Raw genomic sequence first — 25714 nt, forward strand, 5'->3', positions numbered from 1 at the left:
CTATAAAGCCTCCTAAATATAATTGACCAATTTGTTCAAATGGTCATTTTTGCGAAAATAGTAAGGGTGCTCCCATTCGAAATAAGAGAACCCTTTGTGGGACTTCCATTATTTTGATAAGCCATTAAAAAGGTAAAGTTCAAAAAGCTTTGAAATCTCTTCTTTATCTAGGGGCTTATGGCTTCGTTCCCAATCAAATATCAATGCCACATAAAGCTTTAACATGATAAAGGCAGTTATTTCAGGATCACAAGGTTCAATTTCCCCACGATCGATTGCTTCTTGGATAATCCCTTTCATATAATGAATAATGACTGTTTCCACTCGTTGAACGACTTCAACAGCGGCTTGGGTGCCAATTTCTCGTTCTTCTTGAAAAAGCTTAATCGTTAATTGGTGCGATTTCCGAAATTCAAGGAGATCGAATAACACCTGATTGGCATTTTCACGAAACGAATTCTGTTTGTTAAATGCTCTTTCTGCTACTTCCTTCATGTCGTGCAGCATGGTTTTGATAATATCATCGAATAATTCTTCCTTATTCTTAAAAAAGGTATAGATCGTCCCTTTGCCCACATTTGCTAATTTGGCAACCTGGTCCATTGTCGTCGCTTTGTACCCGAATAAAGAAAAGGACTTTGTCGCAGCATCGACAATTAATTGTCTTCTGTCAATTGTCACCTCTTACACCTCACTTTCCGTCAGTTTGACCAATTGAGGAATTTAGTCATTTTTCACAAAAGAAAATATAACATATTAATTAACTTTTTACAAGAAGCTAAAAAGAGATTTCTTCTCATGTTAGGGGCAATGGTTCTCTGGCTAGGAAGTACCGCAATACTTCTTTCAGATAAAAAAGAGACTACAGTACAGGCATCAGAAGAAAAAGTGAAAGGCAAAACTGATGCAAAGGAAAAAGCAAAACAAGAGGCGGAAGCTCAGGCAAAGGCACAGCAGCAACAAGCCACATCGACTACCTCAGGACAGACATCGTTTGCAAACTGCACTGAACTGAATAAAATATATCCAAATGGAGTTGCATCAGACCATCCCGCTTATAAATCGAAAATGGACCGGGATAAGGATGGCTATGCTTGTGAAAGAAACTAATAGGCTCAAGGGCAAAAAAAAAAGAGATTGGGGCTCCAATCTCTTTTTTTATTTTTGCAATAATAGCAGGGAACGTATTAAATCCTGCTTACATAGCATATGTATTAGGACATGCTGCGTGTACTTTTGAAACGGTTATTTAATCTCATTTTCCAATCGGTTGTAAAGGAGGGAACGAATAAAGTTGGATTGGTTCAGTTCTTTCTTCATATTAAATTTGATCGGAATAAGTACAAATATAGATAATATCGGCGTTGGAATGGCCTATGGGCTTAAAAAGATGAAAATACCTATTTGGTTTAACCTGATCATTAATGCCATTGGATTCTTTACTACAATCATTGGGGTATTTTTAGGCTATGTCATTTCACAATTTATCTCTCAAAAGGAAACTGGGCTGGTATCTTTTTGTATATTGTTCTGCATTGGAGTATTCACCATTTATAATGGTTGGTTTGTTTCTAAAAAAAGAGAGATTAAAATACAAAAGCTTAATATTCGACAGGCTATTTTACTAGGATTTACACTTTCCATCACAAACATTGCTAGCGGAGCTGGGGCAACGGTTGCATACAATTCGGTTATTTGGTCAGTAATCTTTAGTATTACTGTCTGGGGTTATATAGCGATATGGTTTGGAAATTCTGTTGGAAATAGAGTATTCTCAAGTATCTTGGGTCATTACTCTCCACTGATTGCTGGGTTTATTTTAATTATTATCGGATTTAAGCAATTATTTTAACCTTTGTTGAAACGCCCACCTTTAGACTGCCATTACCACTCTTCTTCGATTAGAAGGCCATTCATTTAAAGTCTTTAATAATTTAACGACCATTTATTGAAAGGATAAAGCTTAGTGTATGGTACCTCTTATTTTTTCATCGATCGTTTTTTTTGCAGCAACAAACATGGATGACATTTTCCTCTTAATGACCTGGTTCTCACAAGCAAAGACAACAGAACAGAAACGCTTTATTGTGGCTGGACAGTACCTGGGTTTCATTCTTATTCTAATCATAAGTTTCATTGGAGCATTAGGGACCTTACTCATTCCTAAAGCATGGATCGGTCTACTTGGATTCATTCCAATCTATTTTGGAATACAATCATTGATATCTTTGAGCCAAAAGAGGAAAGAGCATTCTATTCGATTTATTTGGTTAATAAAAACTGCGACAGTCACATTTGCTAATGGGGTTGATAATATCGGTGTCTACATTCCTTTCTTCTCAGCCAATAGTTTGTGGAAAATTATCATGATTGTGTTTATCTTTTTAGTACTTGTAGCAGTCCTTTGTTTTGCAGCCAATACCCTTGTACATCAACCGTTAATAGCTCAGACTTTAGAACGCAATGGTCACATTATTGTTCCCCTTGTCTTAATAGGTCTAGGTATTTTTATTTTGGTTAAACACGATACGTTTAGTTACGTTTTTAACCTCTAATTAACCAGCCCCCAAATGTTGGGGGCTGGTCCTGTTTTCTTATTCAATATGTTCTTTGCGACGCCATAACAGGGCAAGTCCGAGCACGATGATCGTTGCAGCGGATAGCAACCAATTAAACATATTAGTGGCGGTATTTGGCAGCGGAGCAGGCGCATCCTTTTGAACTTTTGTCAATGAGGCTTTTGCCTGCAATAGTGATTTGAACGCAGCGTCCACTTCCGCTTGTGTTGCCTTGGAATCGGCCAGAACAGATTTCGCCTTCTTTAACGCTTCTTGATAGGCCTTCCAGCTTTCCGATGTATAGTCTTTCTCTTTTAATCCGCCCGATTGATCGGTTTCTTCCACTAACTTTGATTTGTCCACGGTTAACGCCTTACGGGCATTCTCTAATGCCTCTTTAGCCGCATCCACCTCTTCTTGAGTGGCTTTTGGGTTGTTGACCACCTCTTCGGCTTCCTTGAGTGCTTTTTCATAGGCATCCCAGCTCGGCTTGGAGTAGTCTGAAGGCTCTAGGTCCTCTGACAGACCGATTTCGATTTTTAAATCCTTCGTATAGACGAGCGCCTCATACGCTTCTTTCAGTTTAGCCAAAGCATCGTTCACCTCAGCTTGGGTGGCTTCAGGATCGTCAATTACTTCTTTAGCCTTGTTGTACGCTTTTTTAAATACGGACCAGGATTCTTTCGTGTACTCGCCTTCCCCTAAATCCTTGTTCGTGATGTCTTCCCTTAGGTCGACCAAGGCCTGCTTGTCAACGACGGTAAACTGATGGTACTTGACAACATCCGGGCGGCCGGCCTTTGATGCAGACACTTCGACTGTGTACTCGCCTGGTGCCAGTTTTTCCTCGACGTTATAAGTCCAGGTGCCATCCGCTTGGATGGTAATCTCAGCCTTATCGACAATCACCTGATCACCGTCAGGGCCCGTAATCGTAATGACGCCGTGCTCGGCACCAGCATCGACGGTCCCTTCAATAATTGGGGTCGTATCATTGGTGATGCCATTTGGCTTGTCGATTTGCAAGGCATGGCCGAATGGGTCCTTCGCCTCGAAGCTGAAGTCTTCGACGGCCGTACCATTTTCCTCATCGCCGATAAGGTTGGCGCTTCCTGCTGTTTTGCTATACGTCACTCTGACCTCTGCGTCACTGGACAGCTTTGTCCCTGCCGCCATCGTCAGTTTCACTTTGTTCATCTTGCCATCCGCATCCGGAGATACCAATTCGGCCGCGATGACACTAACTTCCTGGCCGTCTACTGTCACGGTAAAGCCTTCCGTTACGTCTTGTGTGCCATCGGCAAACATCACATTTTTATCAAACGATACCGTGATTTCAGCATGGCCATGGTCGAAAGTGGCATTCACTGGTTTCGGCTCGATTTTTTCAAGGGCATCCCGTTTATCCAAAATCATTGCCAACGCTTGGTCGACTTCTGCTTGGGAGGCAGTCGGGTTTTGCAACACGGCCTCAGCCTCTTCAAGTGCGTCAGCAAATTCATCCCATCCGGAGCGATGGTTGCTTTCTTTTAGTAATTTCGCACTAGTGGCGGCATCTTCCAAGGCGGTCTTATCGACGACCGTGAAAGCAGCCGATTTTGTGACACTTCTGCCTGAATCGGCATCCGTTGCCGTCACCACCGCGGTGTAGCTGCCTGGATCGAGTGCTTGAAGGCCTGTCCAGTCATCAAAAATCCAGGTGCCGCCGCTCAGCGTCGCTGTTGCATCGCTGACGAACTTCTTGTTACCAGAATTAACGATGGTGATTGTCACACGGTCCGCATCCGGGTGGACTTGGCCGGTAAATAACGGGGTGCGGTCGTCGGTGTTGCCTTTCGTTGCAAGGATTTGCAACCCCTTGCCAAATTCGTCTTTTGCCGTAATCACAAAATGCTCGGCGGCTGTGCCATTCTCCTCATCGCCAAAAAGGTTTGGTGTGCTGTCCGGTGTATATTCCACCGTGACAGTTTTCGAGTCACTGTCGAGCGGTTCAGCCACGGTTAACGTTACTTTGTCGCCATTAACAATCGCGCCGTCCACCTCATAATTTGTTTTTTCCACTGTAACGGCAAAGCCTTCAGCCGGATTCGCATCGTTCAGCTTTACATTTTTATTAAAATCAACTGTAATTTGTGTTTTGCCATGCTCATAGGTGGCCGGATTCGTTGCCACCGGCGGATGTTTTTCAAGAGCAGCGCGCTTTTGTACTAGCTCTGCTAACACCTCATCCACTTCCTGCTGTGAGGCCCTCGGGTCCGCTAAAACATCACGAGCCACTTCAAGCACTTGTTCGAATTCATTCCAGCCAGCACGATAGTCGTCCTTGATAAAACCAGCCACTTCATTCGCTTCCTGTTGAAGCAATGTTTTGTTCACCACTGTGAATGCAGCTGATTTCGTGACATTTTTTCCTGTGGCAGCAGATTTCGCGTTGACCTCGTACGTATAGGCACCATAAACAAGCTCATTGCCTGCTGGCACGTTATAAGACCAGCTTCCATCGCCACTTAAAAAGGCCTGTCCATTTGTAACAACCTTGGAGCCTTTGCTGTCGTGGATTGTCAGGGTCACTTCGGTTGCCGATGAATGAACCGTACCCGTAAAGGACGGGGTTTTGTCATCGGTATTGCCTTTTGTCGTTTGGATTTGCAGCGCCTTCCCGAAATCGTCGACCGCATGAATCCTAAATGGCTTGTCAGCAGAGCCGTTTTCCTCGTCGCCAAACAGGTTAGTGTGGCCGTCTGTCTTGTATTCCACGATCACCTCATTGGCATCACTGTCGAGCGGCTTGTCGACGGTTAAGATGACTTTATCTCCTGCAGCCGTTGCTCTAATGATGTTGTAATCTGTTCCATCGACGGTGACGACAAAGCCTTCCGCCGGATTAACTGACGTCAGCTTGACATTTTTATTAAAATCAATCGTGATTTGGCTCTTCCCGTGTTCAAATAACGCGGGATTGGTTTCCACCGGAGACCATTTTTCAAGTGCCGCCTTCGCTTGCTGAAGGATTGCTAAGGTTTGATCAAGCAATGCCTGGTCGGGATGGGATCCATCGGCTGGATCGGCAACATCCTCGAGTACTGCTTTGGCCGCCTGCAAGGCTTCCGCAAATTCAATGTCTCCGTCTGAACTGTCATCAGCCCAGCCTGACTGATAATCAGCCTCATTCAAATTTTTAACTTGATTGTAATAATCTTCTAATGGGGTTTTATCGACAAATGAGAACGTTGATGCTTTCTCATTTGAAACAGCTCCGCCTTTAGCGGCTGTCGCTTTAATCGTGTATCCGCCTTTGATTAAATCATTGGCAAGTTTAAACGACCATTGGCCGTTTTCATCTGCGGATATAGTTTTGGAGACCGGCTGGTAACCCGCTGGGCCCGTCACCGTTACAGAAACAGTCGTACCAGCAATAGATGTGCCGGCAATTGTTCTCTGGGTTGCGTCGTATAAAACAGCCCCATTTGCCGGTGTGACAACGGTTAACGCCGCCTCCAGCTCGCTCGCGACTTCAGTCTTTGTCCTCATCTTGATGGTTAAATCACTGTCTGCAATCGCGCTCTGCTGACCTTTACCATTTACAAGTGTGATTTTCACTGGACGATTGCCGCTGTATTCTGAGTTTTCATAATGCACAAGCTGGGCAATCGCATCAACAACATTAGCAATCACATGACTGCTAATGATCCGGGCATTATCAATCCGTAATGTAGCCCCGAGGATTCCGCCATCGGTTTCATCGAACGATCCGGATACAAACCGGAATTGATAGGTACCGTCACTCGGGATGGTTCCCATCACATTGGTCCATGGTTGATCCTTACCCCGGCCGTACAGAATTTCGGTATGTTTCCCATCTTGATCAACAATAAATCCGTATACCTCATAATCATCGTAATTACTCGTATCATTCGGAACCGTAAACGCTCTCCAGTCAAAGCTTAATTTATCACCGGCTTTGGCTTGGAACGGTGTGCTCCAGGCATCGACGCGGAAGACACTGCCATATTTCACACTGTTTTGATCGATCCGGCCAGTTTTAAACCCTAATTCTAAACTCGATTGGCCTGTGTAGGTTTTTCCGTTGTCCTTCGCCAATCCCTTCACAAGCGTTCCCGGGCTGTTCAATAGTGTCTCTTGGCCTTCCACCGTTCCAGGGCCATCCCTATTGATGTTGGCATAATTGACATCTGTAATATATGTATAGGCATTTCCGGGACCGGTTGCTGTATACTTGCCGTTTCCATTACTCTGAAAACTGCTATAGGCTCGTACTCTCTGTGGCGTTGATTGGGTTTTGGCGGCCAATGGGCCCAGCCAAACTTGGTTCACGGGCTTCCCAATCGGACCTGTACTGGTCGTATGAATGGTCCAATCTTGAACTTCCCCATTCAAAAGCGGTTTTTCAAAATTGCCGTTAGCCAGTGGGGCAGATAGATCAATTTTCAGCGCCTTGCCCTGTCCGTTTTCCACACTGTTTAAAGAAGCAATCGGAACACCCTCGAGGAGGATTTGGTCTCCTCTCACTTCAAGGATTGACCCATCCGTTAATGTGACCTTTTTGCCATCCGGTATAAATAATCGTTCCGAAGAAACATAGGGACTAGTAATCTCAAACTTTAACGTTCCTTCTGCAAATGTTTCTCCCGATTGCGGAATTAGTTTAAACTCAGGTGCCACTTGCACTTGCTCGCCAATCAACGGATCATAATCGATATCGTTCAACATCTCGGCAAATGCCGTTTGGGTACCCACCCCTGATAAAATAGTCCCACTTAAAAGAAGCAAGGCTAACAGGGCCGCGATCTTAGATTGAAGCTTCCTCATTTGTTCACTCCCTTATTTGTCATCATTTTGACAACTACAGAATCTTACCGGAAATATAGGAAAACCAACCAGTTATTCCATAAAAATCGCCATTATAGAAAAATTGAATACTACCAATCTACCCCCTAAAATCCCTTATAATTCCTCAATTTTCAACAATTTACAATTAAAAATATAACATAAGTGTCACAAGACTGCATCAACTATTTTTCAATTAAATGGAAGATTAATAGGATAAATTACCCTGAAACGTTGTAAGAACTAGCGTGACATTTATCCTTGCAAATGAGGAAACTTTCAATTATACGAGCGAAAATAAAGACAACCCGAGAAATAAAAAGTAAAAGCGTAAAAACCTTTTCGGTTCATACGCTTTTTGTTTTGGTCGCATACAGCACAATGGACTCGATAGCTTACATGGTTTAACACAAAAAAGCCAGGGGAACGTGTCCCCTGGCCTTTCCTTTATGCCGCTGTTCTGGATGGTGTCTTGTCATTGCCTAGTTTAGTAGTTTTGCGGATGAATGGAATCACCCAGCGGTCTAAGCCGTAGCGACCAGCGTTGTAGCCTGCTGCCAAGATAATGAAGCCTAAGAAGATGTCTGTTGGGTTATGAGATACGGTACCGGCCAAGAAGAATGAGAAGTTCATCACTAGCCCGAAGAACATCGCCGCTGTAGTTAAGCATCCTAATAGTAAACCTAAACCGATTAATGTTTCGCCCCAAGGAACGATGATGTTAAAGATATCTACATTGGGAAGTGCGAAGCCTTTAAGGAATTCTACATACCAGCCATAAACGACGGCGCCATCAGGACCTTTTACAGGATTAGCGGTTACTCCCTTTAAGAAACCGGAAGCGTCAAACCCGCCTGTGATTTTATGAAAACCGGCTGTGAACCAAGAATAACCGAGATATAAACGAATCACTAGTAATAGTGCAGCTGAAATCTTATTTTCTCTTAAAAATTTGTTAAACATTTTAGTTTCCCCCTTTTAATTTCTTGCTCCGTATGAATGTTTGCTCCTTACACTTACAATATATAGCATTCTCCCTGTTATTAACATATCCACAGTGTTATGTTCACAAAGTGTTAATAATGCTTTGACAAATATTTGAACTAGTGAGCAAACAGCTGATCTGTTGTTCAAAAACGGGGGATTCCTTCATTTTCGGTCCATTCTCCTTTATATTTTTGATAAAGAGATCAGATTGGAAAATAATTGATCAGTCGCCATTTGGTTAAACTAATTCAAAGAAACTAGGAGGCCAGCACATGAGCAAAGAGGAATTTTTAAAAAGGGCAGTAAAAAATATGGATAGAGACGTGGAATACCAATATTTCAAAGCTGGTGATTCCAAGAGAGTGAAAATTTCTGATGGGGATAAAGAATCTGGTTCTGATACTGAAGGAAGGTTTAATTAGTAGTTGGCAAAAAACAAGGGGTACCTCACCACCCCTTGTTCATCAATAGCAAATTACCTGCTCCACTTAAGTATGCATAACCCGCCGAATAACCTTCGTTTCCAGTTCGGAAACATGATGGTCCTCTCGTTCCCTTGGTCGTTCAATCTCGACGGGAAGGTCCATGGCGATTTTACCCTTTTCTAGCAAGAGAATGCGGTCGGCCAGGGAGATGGCTTCGGCTACGTCATGGGTGACAAGAAACGCAGTGAAACGGTGTTCGTTCCACAACTTTAAGATAAGCTGGTGCATTTCCAAACGGGTAAAGGCATCCAATGCGCCCAGCGGCTCGTCAAGCAATAACAGCTTTGGCCGGCTGATTAACGCGCGCGCCAGTGATACCCGTTGCTTTTGTCCACCCGATAAGACGTGCGGCCACTCATTTTCACGGCCCTTCAGCCCCACCTGCTCCAGCATCTTCAGGGCTTGGTTTCGCTTTTCTTCCTTCGATAATGACGCCTGATCATTCAGGCCAATTTCCACATTTTCGACCACCGTCATCCATGGCAGCAGCCGCGACTCCTGGAACATGACCCGTACCTCCGGATTGATCCCCTTTATCCTCTGCTCATTTAACTGAATTTCCCCCGTTGTAGGTTCATCCAGCCCTGCCAACAGCCGCAAGAACGTACTTTTCCCACAGCCACTTCGGCCGACGATGGAAATAAATTCGCCTTGCTGCACGGTCAAGTCGAGCTTCTCGAGCACCGACACACTGCCAAATGATTTCGAAATCTGCGTGACCTGAAGACCTGCTCCCTGTTCCATGTGTTTCACCTCAAACCTATTTCTGTTTTGCATAACTTGGATGCCATTTCAACGTCTTTTCCTCAATAACCTTCGCCAGCACATCGGCAAGCTTCCCGAGCAGCGCGTAAATAATAATACTTAAGATGATGACATCCGTCTTCATGAACTCCCGGGCATTCATCGCCATGTACCCAATCCCAGAATCGGACGCAATGGTTTCGGCCACAATTAACGTTAACCACATCAATCCGAGTGCATAGCGCAGGCCCACGAAAATCGATGGCAGTGCCCCTGGCAGGATAATTTTTCGAAAAAGCTCCCAGGAACGAAGTCCATACACTCGGCCCATTTCGATTAACCCGCGGTCAACAGTCCGAATCCCGTGATAGGTGTTCACATAGATCGGGAACAGAACCCCGAGCGACACAAGAAAGATCTTGGCCGTTTCGCCAATTCCAAGCCAAATGATAATCAGCGGAATCAACGCCAAATGCGGGACATTCCGAATCATTTGTATCGTCGAGTCAAAAAACTTGCCGGCAAACGGAAATAACCCGTTTATCAATCCTAAAATAAACCCAATCCCGCCGCCGATGAGCAGCCCGACCAGCGCCCGGTACGTACTAATGCCGAGATGGTGAAGCAGGATGCCGGACTGCAGTTCCTCTATGAATGTTTGAACGATGACGGTCGGTGCCGGAAATAATCGCGACGGGATCCATTCACTGCTTGAAGCGATTTGCCACAAGATCAGCAGCAGCAGTGGCAACACCCACGGTACGATTCCTTCCATTGTCTTATTTTTCTTCATTGCTCTCCCCTATTTCACACTTTCCGGTAGCCATTCAGGATTTTTCGTAATCGAGTCGGAAACGGAAATTTCTTTTTCAATTAAGCCTTCTTGCAAAAAGATATCAGCAATATCCTGCTGTTCTGCGGCTACTTCATCGGTGATTTCTTGAACACCAAAGGTACGGCGGTCAATCGTCGTTTCTAACGCCTTCACCGGAATGCCTAGAGCATCAGCAAGCATTTTTGCTACTTCTTTCTTATTCTCGTTTGCCCATTGATCAGATTTATTTAACTCTTCCAAGATGGTTTTCAACACATCACTATGATTCTTTGAAAAATCTTTTGTTGCGAAAAGATAGGTCCGATTGTTTGTATACCCATCTCCGTTAATCAAGATTTTTGGATTGACGTCGTCCTGCAGTACCGCCAGGAACGGATCCCAAAAACCTAAAGCATCGACACGTTTTGATTCGAACGCGGCACGACCTTCAGAGGCATCCTTAACCCAGGCGAACTCTACGTCCTTTGTGGATAGTCCCTCTTTTTGCAGTGCTTTCATGAGTAAGTAATGGGAATTCCACCCTTTACCAATCGCAATCTTTTTCCCTTTTAAGTCCTTCACCGATTTGATAGTAGTATCGCCTTGAACAATAATGGCCAGACCTTCCGGGTTTGGATGCTCGGAAGCAACGTATACAAGCGGCATACCAGATGCTTGGGCAAAAACGGCGTTCGCATCGGCGGCATGGCCGAAGTCAATATTATTGGTGTTGAGCGCCTCCAGCAAAGCGCCACCTGTCGGCATTTCCACCCATTCTACTTTTATATTTTTCTTTTCCAAAGCTTTGTCCAGATTGCCGCGGGATTTTAGGATATGTAAGACATTCCCTTTTTGAAATCCAATTTTGACGGTTTCTGTTGATTTAGCCTCTCCACCTGTTGCTTTTGAAGAAGTTTCTGTTTTTTCGCCACAGGCTGCCAGCACAAAAACCACGAGAATGGCGATGAGCCAATTGATTCCTTTCTTCATGTTGTTTCCCCCTCCGTTTTAATTGTTGAAAAATTTACAACATTACCAAATTATAAATATTACAATTTAGTAAGTCAAATAGATTTACTCGGATTTAGACAGTAAAGTAATAAAGTTGACAGAAAAAGTAGGAATTATTAAACTTGATAAAGTTAGAAAATTTAATTTTTATAGAAAATGAGGATGGGACATGACAAATCAAGTGGAGAATGCTCAATTAAGCTATGGCAAGAAGGATGCACCGGTAAAGGTAGAAGTGTTCTTAAATTTAGCTTGCCCGTATTGCGCCTCGTTTTTTGCGATGGCGGAAGAGGTCCTGCCGGAGTACCTGGAAAACGGCCAAGTCCAGTATATCGTCAAACATTATGACAAGCCTCGGGAAATGCTGCTCATTGGGGCCTTAATCAACACGCATCTCAATTATGAAAATCCGGATCGAGTAAGGGAAATCATGAAGGAATTATTTGCAGAGCAAAGTACGTGGGACAAGTGGACAAACCACGAAATCAAGCACATGCTCGAAGAAAAATATGGGCTAAAAGAAGAACCGGAAAACATCGACACCAGCCTAAACGTCATCGCTGAAGCGATTCGCCGCGGCGTAAAAATGGTGCCAACCGTCTTCATCAACCACAAGGAATACCAATACCCAACTGAAATCACCGCCGCTGAACTCAAAGCTGAAATCGAAGCGGCATTGAAGCAGGCTTAAGCGGACGTGTGAACCACCGGGACGGTTCTCCTTAAATTTGTGCAACAGAATCGTCCCCATGGTTTAACACGAAAAAGCCAGGGGAACGTGTCCCCTGGCCTAGATTAATTTAGGCTTCAAGAGGTTTGATGGCTGTTTTGTTTTTCTTAGGGTATTCATACCTTTTCATTGTTAACCCTGTAATTCCATAGAATAACGAAATCAATGGTGTCAGGAAGGCTAGGAAGCAGAATGGAAAGTATACACCTGTTGCCACACCTAGCGCACCTGCAGTATAAATACCACTACCAGTCCAAGGAATTAATGCTGTTCCCTGCGTTCCTGTATCTTCGAGTATCCTGGAAAGATTTTCAGGCTTCATATTTAATCGTTCAAAAATAGGTTTCATTAACGTACCGCTCATAACAATGGAAAAATAAACAGCCCCACCAATCGCAAGCGTGGCGTAGCTAACAAGCACCGTCACAAATACAAGCATTCCCGTATGTTTAATTTTATGAGCAAAGGAAGCAATGAGAGCTTCTAACACACCTGACTCTGCTAACATACCCCCCAAGCCAAGCGCAAATAGGAATAAGGCAATCAGGCCAAGCATGCTGGTCAATCCGCCGCGCTGCAGTAAACTGTCCACCAACTCAATCCCTGATTCAACCGCATAACCACTATAGAGAATGTTAAGGGTTTCCTTAAAGCTAAACCCTTGATAAACCGTGGCAATCACTCCGCCAACTATTGCAGCAATAAAGATGGAAGGAATGGCCGGTTTTTTCAAAATCAACAATCCGATAAGAACGATAATCGGAATCAACGGGATAATCCCCAAGTGGAAGGTTTGATCCAGATAGGTCGTTAATTGATTAACGCTCGCGGTATCAACAGTCGATGCATTATACTTTAAACCAATCACAGTGAAAATGACTGCCGTAATTAAATAAGCGGGTACTGTCGTCCAAAGCATGTGCTTGATATGTGTGAATAAATCCGTTCCCGTCACAGCTGGAGCTAAATTGGTAGAATCTGAAAGTGGTGAAATTTTGTCTCCGAAATAGGCCCCACTAACAATTGCACCTGCCGTTAACCCAACAGGCACCCCTAAAGTGGACCCAACCCCCATCATGGCAATTCCAGCCGTACCTATTGTTCCCCACGATGTACCTGTCGCCACTGAAACAAGTGAACAGAAAAGCAGCGTCGTGACTAAAAAGAATTGAGGTGTTACCGCATGAATTCCATAATAAATCAAGGTTGGCACTGTACCAGAAGCAATCCATGCACCGATTAAAATACCGACGGTTAATAAAATCAGCCCAGGCTGTAACGCCTTACTCATCGATCTCAACATCGATTTTTCAACTTGTTTGTAGGTAAAACCTAACCTCATCATAAACGGAATGAGCACAAGTATACTGATAAACATCAGGATTTGAATCGGTGCATCAAAAATTAAAATCCCAAGTGAAATAACAAGAATTGCTGCCATTAACATGGCAAGGGCAAACAGAAAAGACGGTTTTCTTCTAATATCGGGTTCCAACAAACCACTCCTTGCGTATAGTTTTGATGTTCATGAAATTTTATTGTGATGAGTATCCATTAAAGCTCGTGTAAAACGAAAGGGGGTAAAAAAGGACAACTCGGAGACTCCCTAAAAACACGACCAAGTGGTCGGATGCCACTTCCGTTTACCACGTTTTTAAAGGATACTATACATACTACAACAGATAAAATATTCTGTAAATTCCCGTATATGCTCATAAACCAGGAAAATCCATACTGACCATATTTGAGAATGACTCACCTGACAAATTCATAAAAATGCTCCCTTATCCTCCAAAATGAAGCAGGGGACGGTTCTCCTGGCATTTGTTCCACCAAAAGCGTCCCCATGTTTCACTCACCTAAAACGAAAAAGCCAGGGGAATGTTCCCCTGGCCTTTCCTTTATGCAGATGATTTGGTTTTATATATTTACACCTGTCATTATATTAGCCGGAATAGCCATTTATTTTTACAAAAAATCTGGGGCGACTTCTCCCGATGAACGAACAGCTGATAAGTTAGAGGAATATCCACCAGAAAATCCTTTCGGACCCTATTTTGGACCTTAAAATGATTCAAATACAACTTTTCAAAGACAATATGAAGGACTGTAATGAAACGGGTAGCGTTCAATAAGCTAGTTAATTTGGATATTAAAAGTGGCTCAGGTGAACTGAGCCCTAGATTTTCGAGAAAGGGTCTTTTTCTCGGCAATTTTTTATTTTATCGGTATTTGAATTGCCGATTTTATTTTAAAATTGCCCCTTCTAATCGCCTTGTCATTTTCCCCAGACACGTCATAAGAGGCGCTCTTATAACGCGTTCGCTTTGATTTTTTCCATAAACACGTCATAAGAGGCGCTCTTATAACGTGTTCGCTTTGATTTTTCTCCATAAACACGTCATAAGAGGCGTTCTTATAACGTGTTCGCTTTGATTTTTTCCCCAGACACGTCATAAGAAGCGTTCTTATAACGCGTTTCCTTTGAATTCTTTCACAAACAAGTCATAAGAGGCGTCCTTATAACGCGTTTGCTTTGATTTTTTCCACAAACAAGTCATAAGAGGTGTCCTTATAACGCGTTTCCTTTGATTTTTTCCTTAGACACGTCATAAGAAGCGCTCTTATAACGCGTTTGCTTTGATTTTTTCCCCAGACACGTCATAAGAAGCGTTCTTATAACGCGTTTCCTTTGAATTCTTTCACAAACAAGTCATAAGAGGCGTCCTTATAACGCGTTTGCTTTGATTTTTTCCTCAGACACGTCATAAGAAGCGTTCTTATAACGTGTTCGCTTTGATTTTTTCCCCAGACACGTCATAAGAAGCGTTCTTATAACGCGTTTCCTTTGATTTTTTCCTCAGACACGTCATAAGAGACGTCCTTATAACGCGTTCGCTTTGATTTTTTCCACAAACAAGTTATAAAATACGCCCTCATAACGCGTTCCTTTTGATTTTTTCCTCAGACATGTCATAAGAGGCTAATAAGGCTGTCGAGAAGTTTCTCGACAGCCTGTGGCTCAGGTGAACTGAGCCCTTTTATTTTTAATTGCAAAAACAGATACAAAAGGCGATACAGATTTGACTACATTTTCGGGTTTTTGTGATAGGAAACGGAACCCGTTAACCACTTATGCCCCCTTTTCATGCAGGAAAATCGAATCATTTTTGTAGGAGAAAAGTTTCGTTTCTTGCAAACTACTAAAAAATACGTCAAAAAGTGTATATTCACCTCGAATCCTGTCAATGAAAATGTCGATAAGAGGAAAGGGGGTGAGACAATGCACTTCCGTTATTTTCTTATACCAGCTCTTATGATGGGCGCCGCCCTATTTTTGCCAGGTAATGCCCTAGCCGAGAAGAGCGATCAAAATGGACGGTTACATTCCAATAAGGTCATCGTACAACCTTCCGAAGCAAAAAAGAACCCAGCTGCACGAGCTAACGTTCCTGTAAATGTTGAAAGGCCTAAACCAATAGAAAAAACGGTATCGTTGCCTGAACAAGCGAAGGCAGTTAAACAGGTTCCTCCCCATGCCGCTTCTAAAAAGGCCGTTGCCCCTCAAGCTGTCAATGAAACAGTAAAAGCTTTGCCAGCGCAGGCCAATGGGAACGGATATGGTTTGTCAAACATAAAACAAGCCGAAAATCCTCAAGGCCCGGAGAAAAAGGACGATGTCCAGAAAAAAAACAGCGAGATGGAACCAGAACAACTAAATGATATGGCTGAACCCCCTGTTCAAGAGGAAAAGGATGAAGTCGAAGCGACAAAACTTGAGCCTCAGATGGAAGAAGACATATCAAATAATAAGAACGCGGAGAGTATCGAACCGCCTCCGTTGCCCGTTCCCACGGAAGAGGACAAGGCTCCTTCCAGCGAGGAACAACCACTGCCGCCTGTCGATCAGGCCCCGATCCCGAACCCGACACAACGTTCACCCAATGCCGGCGGCTCAGCAAACGACCGGGTTATCACGGGAATTGGTACAACTAGTTTGGTAGATAAGTGGTTTGAATGGAATAAGTACTTTGAAATGAAGCTTGTCCAACCATTCCTTTCTCGTTATGCATTACTGAATACTCAATGGGTGAACGCCCCGCCTTCACCGCCGCCGCAAGCAGCTCCTTTTTTAAAGACCGTTAACCGAAGCTAGATGCCACGGAATACGAAAATTAAAGGAGCGAATTGGATCATGAAACATTATTTAAACACTAATAAAATTATGAAATCTTTTGTATTGGCAGGAGCAGTATCGTTTGGCGTTTTTGCCGGTGCACATTTTACCGAGGCAGCTGGGCCTGATAAGGGACACAACGTTCATGTAAAAGTAGAGCATACAGTGAAGGCTAACGGGAATGGAAAGCAGCATCCTGGACTAGCAGCCAAATCTCAAGCGAGTGTAAATGCCAGTGAAACCGCAAAAATGCATGCTAATCCAAACTCAGCCGTACTCGGCAAGATTGGAAAATTAGGAGGAGCGGAAACAGAGGAAACGCCGGCACAAGAGGCTCCTGTTGAAGAACCTGTTGCTGAAGAGCCAGTCATTGAGGAAGCTCCTGTGCAAGAGCCTGTTGCTGAAGAGCCGGTCATCGAGGAAGCTCCGGTACAAGAACCTGCAGTGGAGGAGAACGTTGACGTCAATACGGAAGTTACTGTAGAAGAGCAAGGTACGGAAGTTGAAATTGAAGATGAAGACGCTCAGAGTGAGGATTCGCAAGCGACAGAAGCTGATGCTGAAGCCACTACAGAGGATGCCGAAGATGCCGGAGAAAATTCTGATTCAAAGAATGTCGTTGATGAGCATAAAGGAATCGTAAACTCGAAAAATGAAGATGATGCAGATTCAGACGAAGACGAAGATGAGACAGACAAAGATCCTGAACCGAAGGTAAATCCTTCAGTTGCAAACAAAATCAACTCACAAGCTTTCGAACATGCAAGTGATACGGGCAAAGCTCATGCGAATGCAAATGCAGCTGTCCATGCTTCTGGAGAAGTTTCTGATGAAGTTGTCTCTGAAGAGGAAGTTGAAGTAGCTACTGAAGTGACTGTGGAAGATCCTACTGAGGTTGTGGCGGAAGAATCTACTGATGCTACAGTAGAAGACGACGAAGCAGTTGAAGCTGAAACTGTGGTAGTTGAATAATTTGTATCTTTGGGGAGTGTGCCACTGGCTAACCCCTTAAATAGATGCAATGCCCGACTAGCTCACTTCTGCTAGTCGGGCATTTTAATGGGTAAAGCCTCGTATTCCCATATGCTAGAAGCAGATACTACACTCTCTCTTTGCCTTGTTTTTTTGAGAAAATCACCCTTTTATTTGTGATCTTCCCATTTTATTTGCGCCTCCAATTTCCCGCCTGTCCGTACTAAATACTGACACATCACCAAAACTAAAAAGCCAGGAGAACTCTGTCCCCTGGCCTTTGCTTTTGCTTTATGCAGCTGATCCTGTTGTACCTTTGTCAGTGTTTACTTTTGCAGTCTTGCGGATAAATGGAATCACCCAGCGGTCCAATCCGTAACGGCCGGCGTTGTAACCTGCAGCTAGGATAATGAAACCTAAGAGAATGTCTGTTGGGTTATGAGATACGGTTCCAGCTAGGAAGAACGAGAAATTCATTACTAGGCCGAAGAACATGGCCGCTGTAGTTAAGCAACCTAATAGTAAACCTAAACCGATTAATGTTTCGCCCCAAGGAACGATGACGTTAAAGATATCTACATTTGGAAGTGCGAAGCCTTTAAGGAATTCCACATACCAGCCATAAACGACGGCGCCATCAGGACCTTTTACAGGGTTAGCGGTTACTCCTTTTAAGAAGCCGGAAGCGTCAAACCCGCCTGTGATTTTATGAAAACCGGCTGTGAACCAAGAATACCCAAGATATAAACGAATGACTAATAGAATGGCAGCTGAAATCTTATTTTCTCTTAAAAATTTGTTAAACATTTTTGTTTCCCCCTTATTTTTGTTGCTTCGTATTAATGTTGCTCCTTACATTTACAATATATAGCATTCTCTCTGTTATTAACATGGTCATAGTGTTAAGTTCACAAAGTGTTAATAATGGTTTGACAAATATTTGAACAGGTAACCAAATGGCAGTTTTCCAAATACTAAATGCTGATTAAAATACAAAGCCCGACCAGCTCCATCCGCTAGTCGGGCATTTTTTTCGTACTAAACTTCCTAATTAAAAGAACGTCATCTTGGTCACTGTTCAGCAGGCGGCGTAATCAGCACCTGCCCATTTTCAACCAGAACCTTGGCGCCGAGAACGGCGTTAACATCAAGCCAGTTCCGTTCCATCCAGTTGCTGTTGTGGATGCTGAGGACATAGCCGTTTGCAGGGATGGCGGAATTGTTGCCGCCTCGTTTTACGACAATGCCCTCGACAACCGTTACTTCATAGCCGTATTCATTGGTTCGGGTGGTTGCTCCGCGGTCAGGAGTAAACAGGATCAGTTGATCGGCCCCGCGAGTTTTGTTGGTGCCGTCCAGTTTCCTTGATTTCACATGCTGACCCCAGATTCCTTGGACTAGGAACGGCCTCAGCGCGGTTTCGCCTATTTTTTGCGGGATGGCGTCAATACTTTGCAGCATCGTCTTCAATTGCTCTCTGTACTGCGCGGCCGCCGCCGTATCAGCTAACTTTTCAGCTACAGAGGCTTTCACTGCCAGCTGGCCGGCCGCTCCGTATAGTTCAATTTTTTCCAAATAAGGCTTTGTTTCGGTTAAAAACTTCCGATTATCGAGCTGTTCGCGAAGTTGCTCCGGAGCTTTCTGCAACTTCTCAAATTCCTTCAAAAGCTTGCTCGCCGCATCTTCCGTATCATCTGTCCCGTACGCCTTCCAGAACGCCTCAATCAAAGGTGTTAGTGTCAAAGAATCTTTCCCCGAAAGCGTGGATGAAACGGAATTCTCTGCAAAAGTACGCAATGCGCCTGCGGCCTCTCCTCCAAACGACTGAATACTGCGCTCCCAAGAATCCAATGGATGATAGTCAGCCGGATTCCAGGAGTAATCGGCGATCGTAAATAATGGAATTTTTGACGCCTCGGCTTCATTCATCGGATTCGCTGTCAAGCCGACCATTCCGTGCGCCGTCAAATCCGGAGCCCGATTTTCGAGTGGACCGAGGAAGAGTCGACTCCGTTCAAAATCATTGACTGGATAGTTATCCCATAACAACAAATCATGTTGAAAAATATCCCGAACCTGCTGGGTTCCTTCTGCGGTAACATGCGCGGAAACCACATCGGGACCAGTCCACATCACGACTGTGTCCTTATCGAGCAGCTCGGCAAAGCGCTCGCGGTAGGAGTTCGTTTGATTGCCGGCATAATCGGTCGGTACGGTAATCAAACGCTCAGCCCCTTCATGGGTTTCGATAAATTCCTCAGTAAAACGATTAAGCAGATGCGCGTGAGCTGCGGCAATCGGGTCCGCATCGACGCCAAATTTGCTTCGATCCTGTTCGCAGTATAGCGTCTTATTGATGTCATCAAGGAAAATCGCATAGGAGGTGACGCCCAACTCCCACATTTTTCCCATCTTTCCCTTCAACAGTTCAAAATCCTGCTCGCCAGAATAGCAGATCGATTGACCCGGAGACAGCGAGAAAGTAAATTTCACATGGTTTTCCTTGGCCCTGTCAATCAGTTCCTTGATTCTGGCCACTTCTTGCTCCGGGTATGGCTCGCGCCAATGTTCCCGATGGTAGGGGTCATCCTTCGGTGCATAGATATATGTATTCAGCTTATTGTCCCCATAGAAATCCAACTGATTTAATCTGTCCTCATGTGTCCAAGGCGGCCCGTAAAAGCCCTCGATCGATCCGCGAATCGGCATTTCCGGCCAGTCCCGGATTTGCACCTCGGGCACCCAATCTCTACCTTTCCTGTCCTGGATGATTTGTTTCAACGTTTTCGCTGCATAATACGTTCCTGTCTTGTCTTTTCCGGCTAGAACAATTTGCTTCTTCCCTTTTTGAGACGATGCAAGCACGTACCCATCATCCTTCAACGCTTGCGGCCCTTCAATCCCAAGCCGCTTTAATACAGATGCAGAATCCGGATTTTCCGTAGGTCCGCCAATCCAAATTGTGACAGGGGTATTCACCTTCTCACCTGGATTGAACCACTCAATCCGCTTCACCTCCGCCGCTTCGAGTGCTAGAACTACTTCGTTAATCGCTTGCTCATCGGTGTCCTTACCGGCCACGATCCCTACTACTGGCGTCAGCGGAAACCCGTCGCTATTCACCTTTAGCTCCTGCGGAACCGGGTTAATCGCCAGCTTCCGTGGATTTTCTGCCTTAGCCGCTGAAACCTGGCTTATTCCGGTTGGCAGCGCCAGTGGCAGGCACAGCAAAACCGTAAAGCAAATCAACAGTACCCTTTTCAAAAAAAACATCCCCATTAAATCCTCCTTTGTTTGCTAGTTGTTGATAAATCTATATAGAAATATTTCTATCAACCAATTTTCACAGATACCACCGTGTATGCGGCGGTTCCAGAACCCTAGGATTTGCTAGTTCGTAGATGTTTTTTATACATAGAAAAGGCATGGCGATAGATAAAGAGGTTTTTTAAAAGAGTCCTCTTCATTTATCACCATGCCTGATCGGGTCAGTAACATGTGATGCCTATGTAAGCTGTTACAGTCATTATAGCATTGGTCCTTTTAAAACATAACGTGCCGAAAGCAGTGTTTCCCAGTACATGGAAACGGTCCTTTCGGCTCACGAGTAATATAAGCAGCAGTATGAGATACGCCCACACTGTGGGGGATTGCTTCGATGGTTTTCGCTAAAATGTTGCGCTAAGCCAACCTAATCGGACGTTTGAATAAACAGGGGTAAATGCTCGCTACTAAAGGATTCATCCTTACGGTATTTGAAAAATCCTTGGCAGTCAGACAAACGATTAAGTGAATTGGCTATAAACGTTGGCAATTCAACATTTCTGCCTTTTTACGAGCGGAAAATTTGATGAATGTTAGCATATTACGGCTCCCCCTTTTTGGCCGTTCAAACCCAAACCCTTCGATCTATCAAATTCCGACACCATCCATTCCAGGCTCCCCCAATTAAACGTTTAATTAATACTTGAATAAAGGTTGATTTAATTGGTTTTCTAACTGTTTACTGCAGAATTTCTTGTCGTTTAATCAAACGATTAGTTAGTTTTATACCCGAACCTTACTATCTTTGGACTTTATTTATTTACTGCTGCGGAAAATGTCAATTTCCTCTTTTTCAGTTGCGGAACCCTTATAGGTAAAGAAGGCCTTTAGACCTCCGAACACATAGGAAGTAGAAAACCTTCCCCTGCTTCCTTAGCTTTCTGGAATTCCTGGCGGGATGTAGCTCGGCGGAATGTTTAGCCAGCCACGGTTTTTCATCAAGCGTTTAAGTTGGGCCATGTATTCCATCAGATGGACTTGTATTTCGAAAAATAGGAGTCCCACATCGGTACGAACGGACTGGCTTGCTGCTTGGGCACAAAAGCTGATAGAAGTAACGATTTTCACCGAAATCAAATTGACCAGTTCCTTCTCTGTTAATCGAACTCCCTCCGGAATCGAATCAGGATTCGAATTAGGCTTAGGAGAGCTGACCGAAGGCATCGACACCCCTTCTTTTTTTAGAAATTCTTCAATCTTCTTTGTATCCTGTTTACTTGAATGATAGGCAGCTGTTATTGCATGTTTTAAATCCTTGTCACCTGTTGAATTCAAACACACTTGATATAGCATGTGGGCCTCGTGAAACGCTGTATATGCCGTCCACAGGGCCATAACTTCTCCAACATGCAGGTGTGGTTTCGGATCTTCATCCACAAAGTCCTTGAAGATTGCAGTTATGGTTTCAAGTACATTCCCCATAAGATCCCTCTTTTCGAGTAATTTGGTATTATTTTTACCAAAAAGGGGAGAAATATTTAAGCATTCCTCGCGTTAGGCGCCCCTGCTGCCATGACTGCAATAAATGATACGAACCTTTTCGCCTACTGAGTCCCCCTTCATCACCTGTCCCCAGTGAGTTCATTGTCCCGAAAACACTGTTGACGCTAATCAAACACCCTACATAGAAATGGCTACTAAGCACAGAATAAAAATTATATTAAAAAACAAGGGAGTTGAACAATCATGATTGTTAAATTTCTTAGGGAAAGCATAACAGCTGCTGGCTTGTTATTATTAATACGTTTGTATTTGGGATATAGTTGGCTTACGAGCGGATGGGGGAAACTTTCTGGTGGGTTTGATGCAAGTGGTTTTTTAAAAGGGGCCGTAGCAAATCCAGTAAAAGGCACAACCCCACAGATATTTTAATGGGAATCGTAATTATGGTTGCAGGCTATAATGCCGGCAGATTCGGATTGGATTACTTTATCAATCGACGTCTGCTAAACAGAGAAGGCAGAAAATTATCAACTGATAAAGTATAAACCTTAAAAAGAGGGTGCTGAGGGCATCCTCTTCTCTCATTGGACCTGTGTATGTATTTTTATTTGCGCGTTTTCGCTGATTATTTGCGCGAATGCCACTTTTATTTGCAATTTTCTCCAGTTTATTTGCGGATTTTCCCTTTTTATTTGCACCTCTTTCTGGCAATCACATCACAAAAACTAAAAAGCCAGGAGAACTCTGTCCCCTGGCCTCTAATTTATGCGGTTGTTCTGGATGTATCTTTGTCAGTGTTTAATTTAGCAGTCTTGCGGATGAACGGAATCACCCAGCGGTCTAAACCGTAACGGCCGGCGTTGTAGCCTGCAGCTAGGATAATGAAGCCTAAGAAGATGTCTGTTGGGTTATGAGATACGGTACCTGCTAGGAAGAAAGAGAAGTTCATTACTAGACCGAAGAACATGGCCGCTGTTGTTAAGCAACCTAACAGTAGACCTAAACCGATAAGTGTTTCACCCCAAGGAACGATGACGTTAAAAATATCTACATTTGGAAGCGCGAAGCCTTTTAGGAATTCTACATACCAGCCATAAACCACGGCGCCGTCAGGACCTTTGACAGGATTAGCGGTTACTCCCTTTAAGAATCCGGAAGCGTCAAACCCGCCAGTTAATTTACCAATACCTGCCGTGAACCAAGAATAACCGAGATATAAACGAATCACTAGTAATAGTGCAGCTGAAATCTTATTTTCTCTTAAAAATTTGTTAAACATGTTTGTTTCCCCCTTATATTTTCTTGCTCCGTATGAATGATTGCTCCTTACATTTACAATATATAGCATTCTCCCTGTTATTAATATGGTCATAGTGTTATGTTCACAAAGTGTTAATAATGGTTTGACAAATATTTGAACAGCCTGCCAAATGCACTAATATTTAGTGTGATCGCTTCCGTTTTCCGTATTTTATTGGTGAATGCAAAAAAGCCCGACTAGCTTCTTTTCTGCTAGCCGGGCTATTGAACTTCCTACCGAATGATTGGCAGCATGATATAGGAAGGATAGGCAGCCCCATGATAAACGGTTTGGTGGGCAACCTTATACTCGCTGCTTGTGATCATGGTTTCACCTGTGTTTAGGTTTGTGTCGTAGCGCGGGAAGTTGCTGGATGAAATTTCAACACGGATGCAATGGCCTGGGAGGAATACATTGCTAGTCGGCCATAATTCAATCTCATATGGTACAATTTCATCCTTAATCGATTCTCCTTGGTTCTTCCCGTTTCGGTATTGTGCCCGGACAATTCCGTCCGTCAAATTATAGGCTGTTCCATCCGGGTGAACATCGACTAATTTCGCCGTAAAGTCGGTATCGACTGCATCCGTCTTTGCCCACAGCTTTACTTTGACAGGGCCCGTCACTTCAAGAGCGTCTTTCAACGGCTCAGATGTATAAACCAATACGTCTTCCCTTTCCTCCAGTTGACGCTGGTCCTTGGGGCCCATGGTTTGTACACCGGCATACAAGGTCCCTCCTCCATTGGTCGGAACTGGATTCGATGGATCGTAAACAAAGGTATCCGCCGGTTCTTCCTTCATCTGCCGCTCGACACTTAACGTGCCGTCACCAAATCGGGTATTAGCTTGACCGCCACTATGTAGATAATAAGGAACATACGTGGTTCTCGCCAACGGCCATTCCCACTCGTCCCGCCACTCATTGACCCCCATCACAAACAACCGAATCGGCGCAGCGTCCGCCGTCACCGTGTCTTCCCCCTTCAACCAATGATCAAACCAGCGAATATGTAAGCCAGTTAAATCGTCTTTCCCGTCAATCCAGTCTCCGGAGGATTGAAGACCAAAATTCCGTTCGCCAATCACCGAGCTAAACACACCATGGCCCCACGGACCGATGATTAATCTTTGCAGTCCTTGGCCATTTTTTTGAAGTTCCGTAAAATTTTTTAATGTAGACGGCAAAAGATTATCATACCAGCCGGCAATGTGATAGGCAGGAACGTTAATCTGCTGGTACTTGTTCAGAATGCTCATCCGCTCGCCCATTTCCTCCGTCACCTTGCCTTCCAGCAAGTCAAAGAAATAGCCGGCGGCTCCGAGCTTCTTCAAGGGCGGCCACTCCTGAATCGGCTTGTACTTATACCACTCCTCGATTCCGTTATAGAAATCGGCCATTTTTTCCATCATCGCCGCATATTCGGCCGAATCGCCATATTTTCGTTTCAACTCCTCTGGGGCAACCGACTCCAGCGCCCATGTTTCTGAGGAAGCAACGAGAAACTTCCCGCCGCCATCCAGCGAATTATTCCGCCAATCATTTAATGTCATCGCCGGGACAATCGCCTTCAAGTGCGGCGGCTGCTCCGTGGCGGCCAGCAATTGCGTGTACCCATAGTAGGACAGGCCAAACATTCCAACCTTTCCATTGGAGTAAGGCTGCGCCGCGGCCCATTCCACCGTATCGTAACCATCCTCGGCTTCATTTAAAAATGGATAAAATTTGCCTTCGGAATGAAATCGGCCCCTGACATCCTGAATAATCACGACATAGCCATTCCGGACCAGCCGATTGGTATCAAGATAACGATGCGAATAGAACGGGAGATCCTTATTATAGGGAAGCCGAGTCAGCAGCACCGGGAACTTCCCCTCCTGATTGGGACGATAAATATCACCATACAGCGTCACCCCGTCCCGCATCACACAAGGCACATTTTTCTCTACTATGATTTGATCGATTGCCAATTCAAAAACCCCTTCCGTATTTCTTTTAAACTGTTATCACTCCATGTTGAATTTCACAGTGTTTGAAAAATAAACGGAAGAATTCCGTTTAAATTGGAAACTACTAATTAATGCCCTAAAAATAAAGGGATTTTTCCGTTTATCTTATAAAAATGTTTGGATTTTGTCTTATTTAGAACAGTTAACCGGATATCTCCGTCTATTTCCGATTATTAGGCATGCTCTAGATACATTAACCGGATATCTCCGTTTATTTCCGATTATTAAGCATGCTCTAGATACATTAACCGGAATATATCCGGTTATTTCTGCTTCTTAAGCTTGCTTTATATACGTTAGCCGGAATTTCTC

The 25714-nt window shown here is 44.1% G+C and carries 18 protein-coding genes and 2 pseudogenes; 8 read left to right on the forward strand and 12 right to left on the reverse strand.

Annotated elements, in window-relative coordinates; all coding sequences use genetic code 11:
- Nucleotides 1–108: 108 nt before the first annotated feature.
- Nucleotides 109–681, reverse strand: a complete 573-nt coding sequence (locus M3234_RS01940) for a TetR/AcrR family transcriptional regulator (protein WP_262303058.1) — start codon at nucleotides 679–681, stop codon at nucleotides 109–111.
- A gap of 309 nt (nucleotides 682–990) precedes the next feature.
- Here M3234_RS01940 and M3234_RS01945 point away from each other — a divergent pair.
- The 3 genes and pseudogenes from M3234_RS01945 to M3234_RS01955 form a co-directional block, all read left to right on the forward strand.
- Nucleotides 991–1110, forward strand: a pseudogene (locus M3234_RS01945) (excalibur calcium-binding domain-containing protein); the annotation flags it as partial.
- Nucleotides 1111–1294: 184 nt separating this feature from the next.
- The gene (locus M3234_RS01950; RefSeq protein ID WP_262303059.1) at nucleotides 1295–1852 is read left to right on the forward strand and encodes a manganese efflux pump MntP; all 558 of its coding nucleotides are present in this window, start codon (nucleotides 1295–1297) and stop codon (nucleotides 1850–1852) included.
- A gap of 166 nt (nucleotides 1853–2018) precedes the next feature.
- Complete coding sequence (locus M3234_RS01955) at nucleotides 2019–2555, forward strand: cadmium resistance transporter (protein ID WP_262303060.1); 537 nt, start codon at nucleotides 2019–2021, stop codon at nucleotides 2553–2555.
- Between the two features lie 39 nt (nucleotides 2556–2594).
- Here the strand turns inward: M3234_RS01955 and M3234_RS01960 are convergent, their stop codons facing one another.
- The gene (locus tag M3234_RS01960; RefSeq protein WP_262303061.1) at nucleotides 2595–7388 is read right to left on the reverse strand and encodes an Ig-like domain-containing protein; all 4794 of its coding nucleotides are present in this window, start codon (nucleotides 7386–7388) and stop codon (nucleotides 2595–2597) included.
- 465 nt (nucleotides 7389–7853) lie between these two features.
- Nucleotides 7854–8369 (reverse strand): DoxX family membrane protein, encoded by a 516-nt coding sequence (locus M3234_RS01965; protein WP_262303062.1) that lies wholly within the window; start codon nucleotides 8367–8369, stop codon nucleotides 7854–7856.
- A gap of 296 nt (nucleotides 8370–8665) precedes the next feature.
- Here M3234_RS01965 and M3234_RS01970 point away from each other — a divergent pair, with 296 nt between their 5' ends.
- Nucleotides 8666–8815, forward strand: coding sequence for a hypothetical protein (locus M3234_RS01970; RefSeq protein WP_262303063.1), 150 nt, complete (start codon nucleotides 8666–8668; stop codon nucleotides 8813–8815).
- Between the two features lie 66 nt (nucleotides 8816–8881).
- On the opposite strand, the gene M3234_RS01975 is transcribed toward M3234_RS01970, so the two are convergent.
- Genes M3234_RS01975 through M3234_RS01985 form a run of 3 tightly spaced genes read right to left on the reverse strand, consistent with a single transcriptional unit; the run spans nucleotide 8882 to nucleotide 11426 of the window.
- Complete coding sequence (locus M3234_RS01975) at nucleotides 8882–9622, reverse strand: ABC transporter ATP-binding protein (protein WP_262303064.1); 741 nt, start codon at nucleotides 9620–9622, stop codon at nucleotides 8882–8884.
- A gap of 16 nt (nucleotides 9623–9638) precedes the next feature.
- A complete protein-coding gene (gene ssuC, locus M3234_RS01980) occupies nucleotides 9639–10415 on the reverse strand; it encodes an aliphatic sulfonate ABC transporter permease SsuC (RefSeq protein ID WP_262303065.1) in 777 nt (258 codons plus the stop codon).
- Nucleotides 10416–10424: 9 nt separating this feature from the next.
- Nucleotides 10425–11426 (reverse strand): aliphatic sulfonate ABC transporter substrate-binding protein, encoded by a 1002-nt coding sequence (locus M3234_RS01985; RefSeq protein ID WP_262303066.1) that lies wholly within the window; start codon nucleotides 11424–11426, stop codon nucleotides 10425–10427.
- Between the two features lie 190 nt (nucleotides 11427–11616).
- Here M3234_RS01985 and M3234_RS01990 point away from each other — a divergent pair, with 190 nt between their 5' ends.
- Nucleotides 11617–12138 carry a DsbA family protein gene (locus M3234_RS01990; RefSeq protein WP_262303067.1) on the forward strand — a complete coding sequence of 174 codons (522 nt, stop codon included), beginning with the start codon at nucleotides 11617–11619 and terminating at the stop codon, nucleotides 12136–12138.
- 109 nt (nucleotides 12139–12247) lie between these two features.
- Here the strand turns inward: M3234_RS01990 and nhaC are convergent, their stop codons facing one another.
- Nucleotides 12248–13672, reverse strand: coding sequence for a Na+/H+ antiporter NhaC (nhaC, locus tag M3234_RS01995; RefSeq protein ID WP_262303068.1), 1425 nt, complete (start codon nucleotides 13670–13672; stop codon nucleotides 12248–12250).
- A gap of 1788 nt (nucleotides 13673–15460) precedes the next feature.
- Here nhaC and M3234_RS02000 point away from each other — a divergent pair.
- Complete coding sequence (locus M3234_RS02000; protein ID WP_262303069.1) at nucleotides 15461–16333, forward strand: hypothetical protein; 873 nt, start codon at nucleotides 15461–15463, stop codon at nucleotides 16331–16333.
- Nucleotides 16334–16417: 84 nt separating this feature from the next.
- Nucleotides 16418–17326, forward strand: a complete 909-nt coding sequence (locus M3234_RS02005) for a hypothetical protein (protein ID WP_262303070.1) — start codon at nucleotides 16418–16420, stop codon at nucleotides 17324–17326.
- A gap of 291 nt (nucleotides 17327–17617) precedes the next feature.
- Here M3234_RS02005 and M3234_RS02010 read toward each other — a convergent pair whose 3' ends face one another.
- The 3 genes from M3234_RS02010 to M3234_RS02020 form a co-directional block, all read right to left on the reverse strand.
- Complete coding sequence (locus tag M3234_RS02010; protein WP_262303071.1) at nucleotides 17618–18133, reverse strand: DoxX family membrane protein; 516 nt, start codon at nucleotides 18131–18133, stop codon at nucleotides 17618–17620.
- Between the two features lie 264 nt (nucleotides 18134–18397).
- A complete protein-coding gene (locus M3234_RS02015) occupies nucleotides 18398–20605 on the reverse strand; it encodes a beta-N-acetylhexosaminidase family protein (RefSeq protein ID WP_262303072.1) in 2208 nt (735 codons plus the stop codon).
- A 918-nt stretch (nucleotides 20606–21523) separates the two neighbouring features.
- Nucleotides 21524–22072: a DUF3231 family protein gene (locus M3234_RS02020; protein ID WP_262303073.1), complete on the reverse strand. Its 549-nt coding sequence runs from the start codon at nucleotides 22070–22072 to the stop codon at nucleotides 21524–21526.
- A 264-nt stretch (nucleotides 22073–22336) separates the two neighbouring features.
- Between M3234_RS02020 and M3234_RS29635 the strand changes: the two are divergent.
- Nucleotides 22337–22495: pseudogene (locus M3234_RS29635) on the forward strand (Crp/Fnr family transcriptional regulator); the annotation flags it as partial.
- A 361-nt stretch (nucleotides 22496–22856) separates the two neighbouring features.
- Here M3234_RS29635 and M3234_RS02030 read toward each other — a convergent pair.
- Nucleotides 22857–23372: a DoxX family membrane protein gene (locus M3234_RS02030; protein ID WP_262303074.1), complete on the reverse strand. Its 516-nt coding sequence runs from the start codon at nucleotides 23370–23372 to the stop codon at nucleotides 22857–22859.
- Between the two features lie 254 nt (nucleotides 23373–23626).
- Nucleotides 23627–25363, reverse strand: a complete 1737-nt coding sequence (locus M3234_RS02035) for a CocE/NonD family hydrolase (protein WP_262303075.1) — start codon at nucleotides 25361–25363, stop codon at nucleotides 23627–23629.
- Nucleotides 25364–25714: the final 351 nt, after the last annotated feature.

This window comes from Neobacillus niacini (genome assembly GCF_023715785.1).
Taxonomy (GTDB): Bacteria; Bacillota; Bacilli; order Bacillales; family Cytobacillaceae; genus Neobacillus; species Neobacillus niacini_E.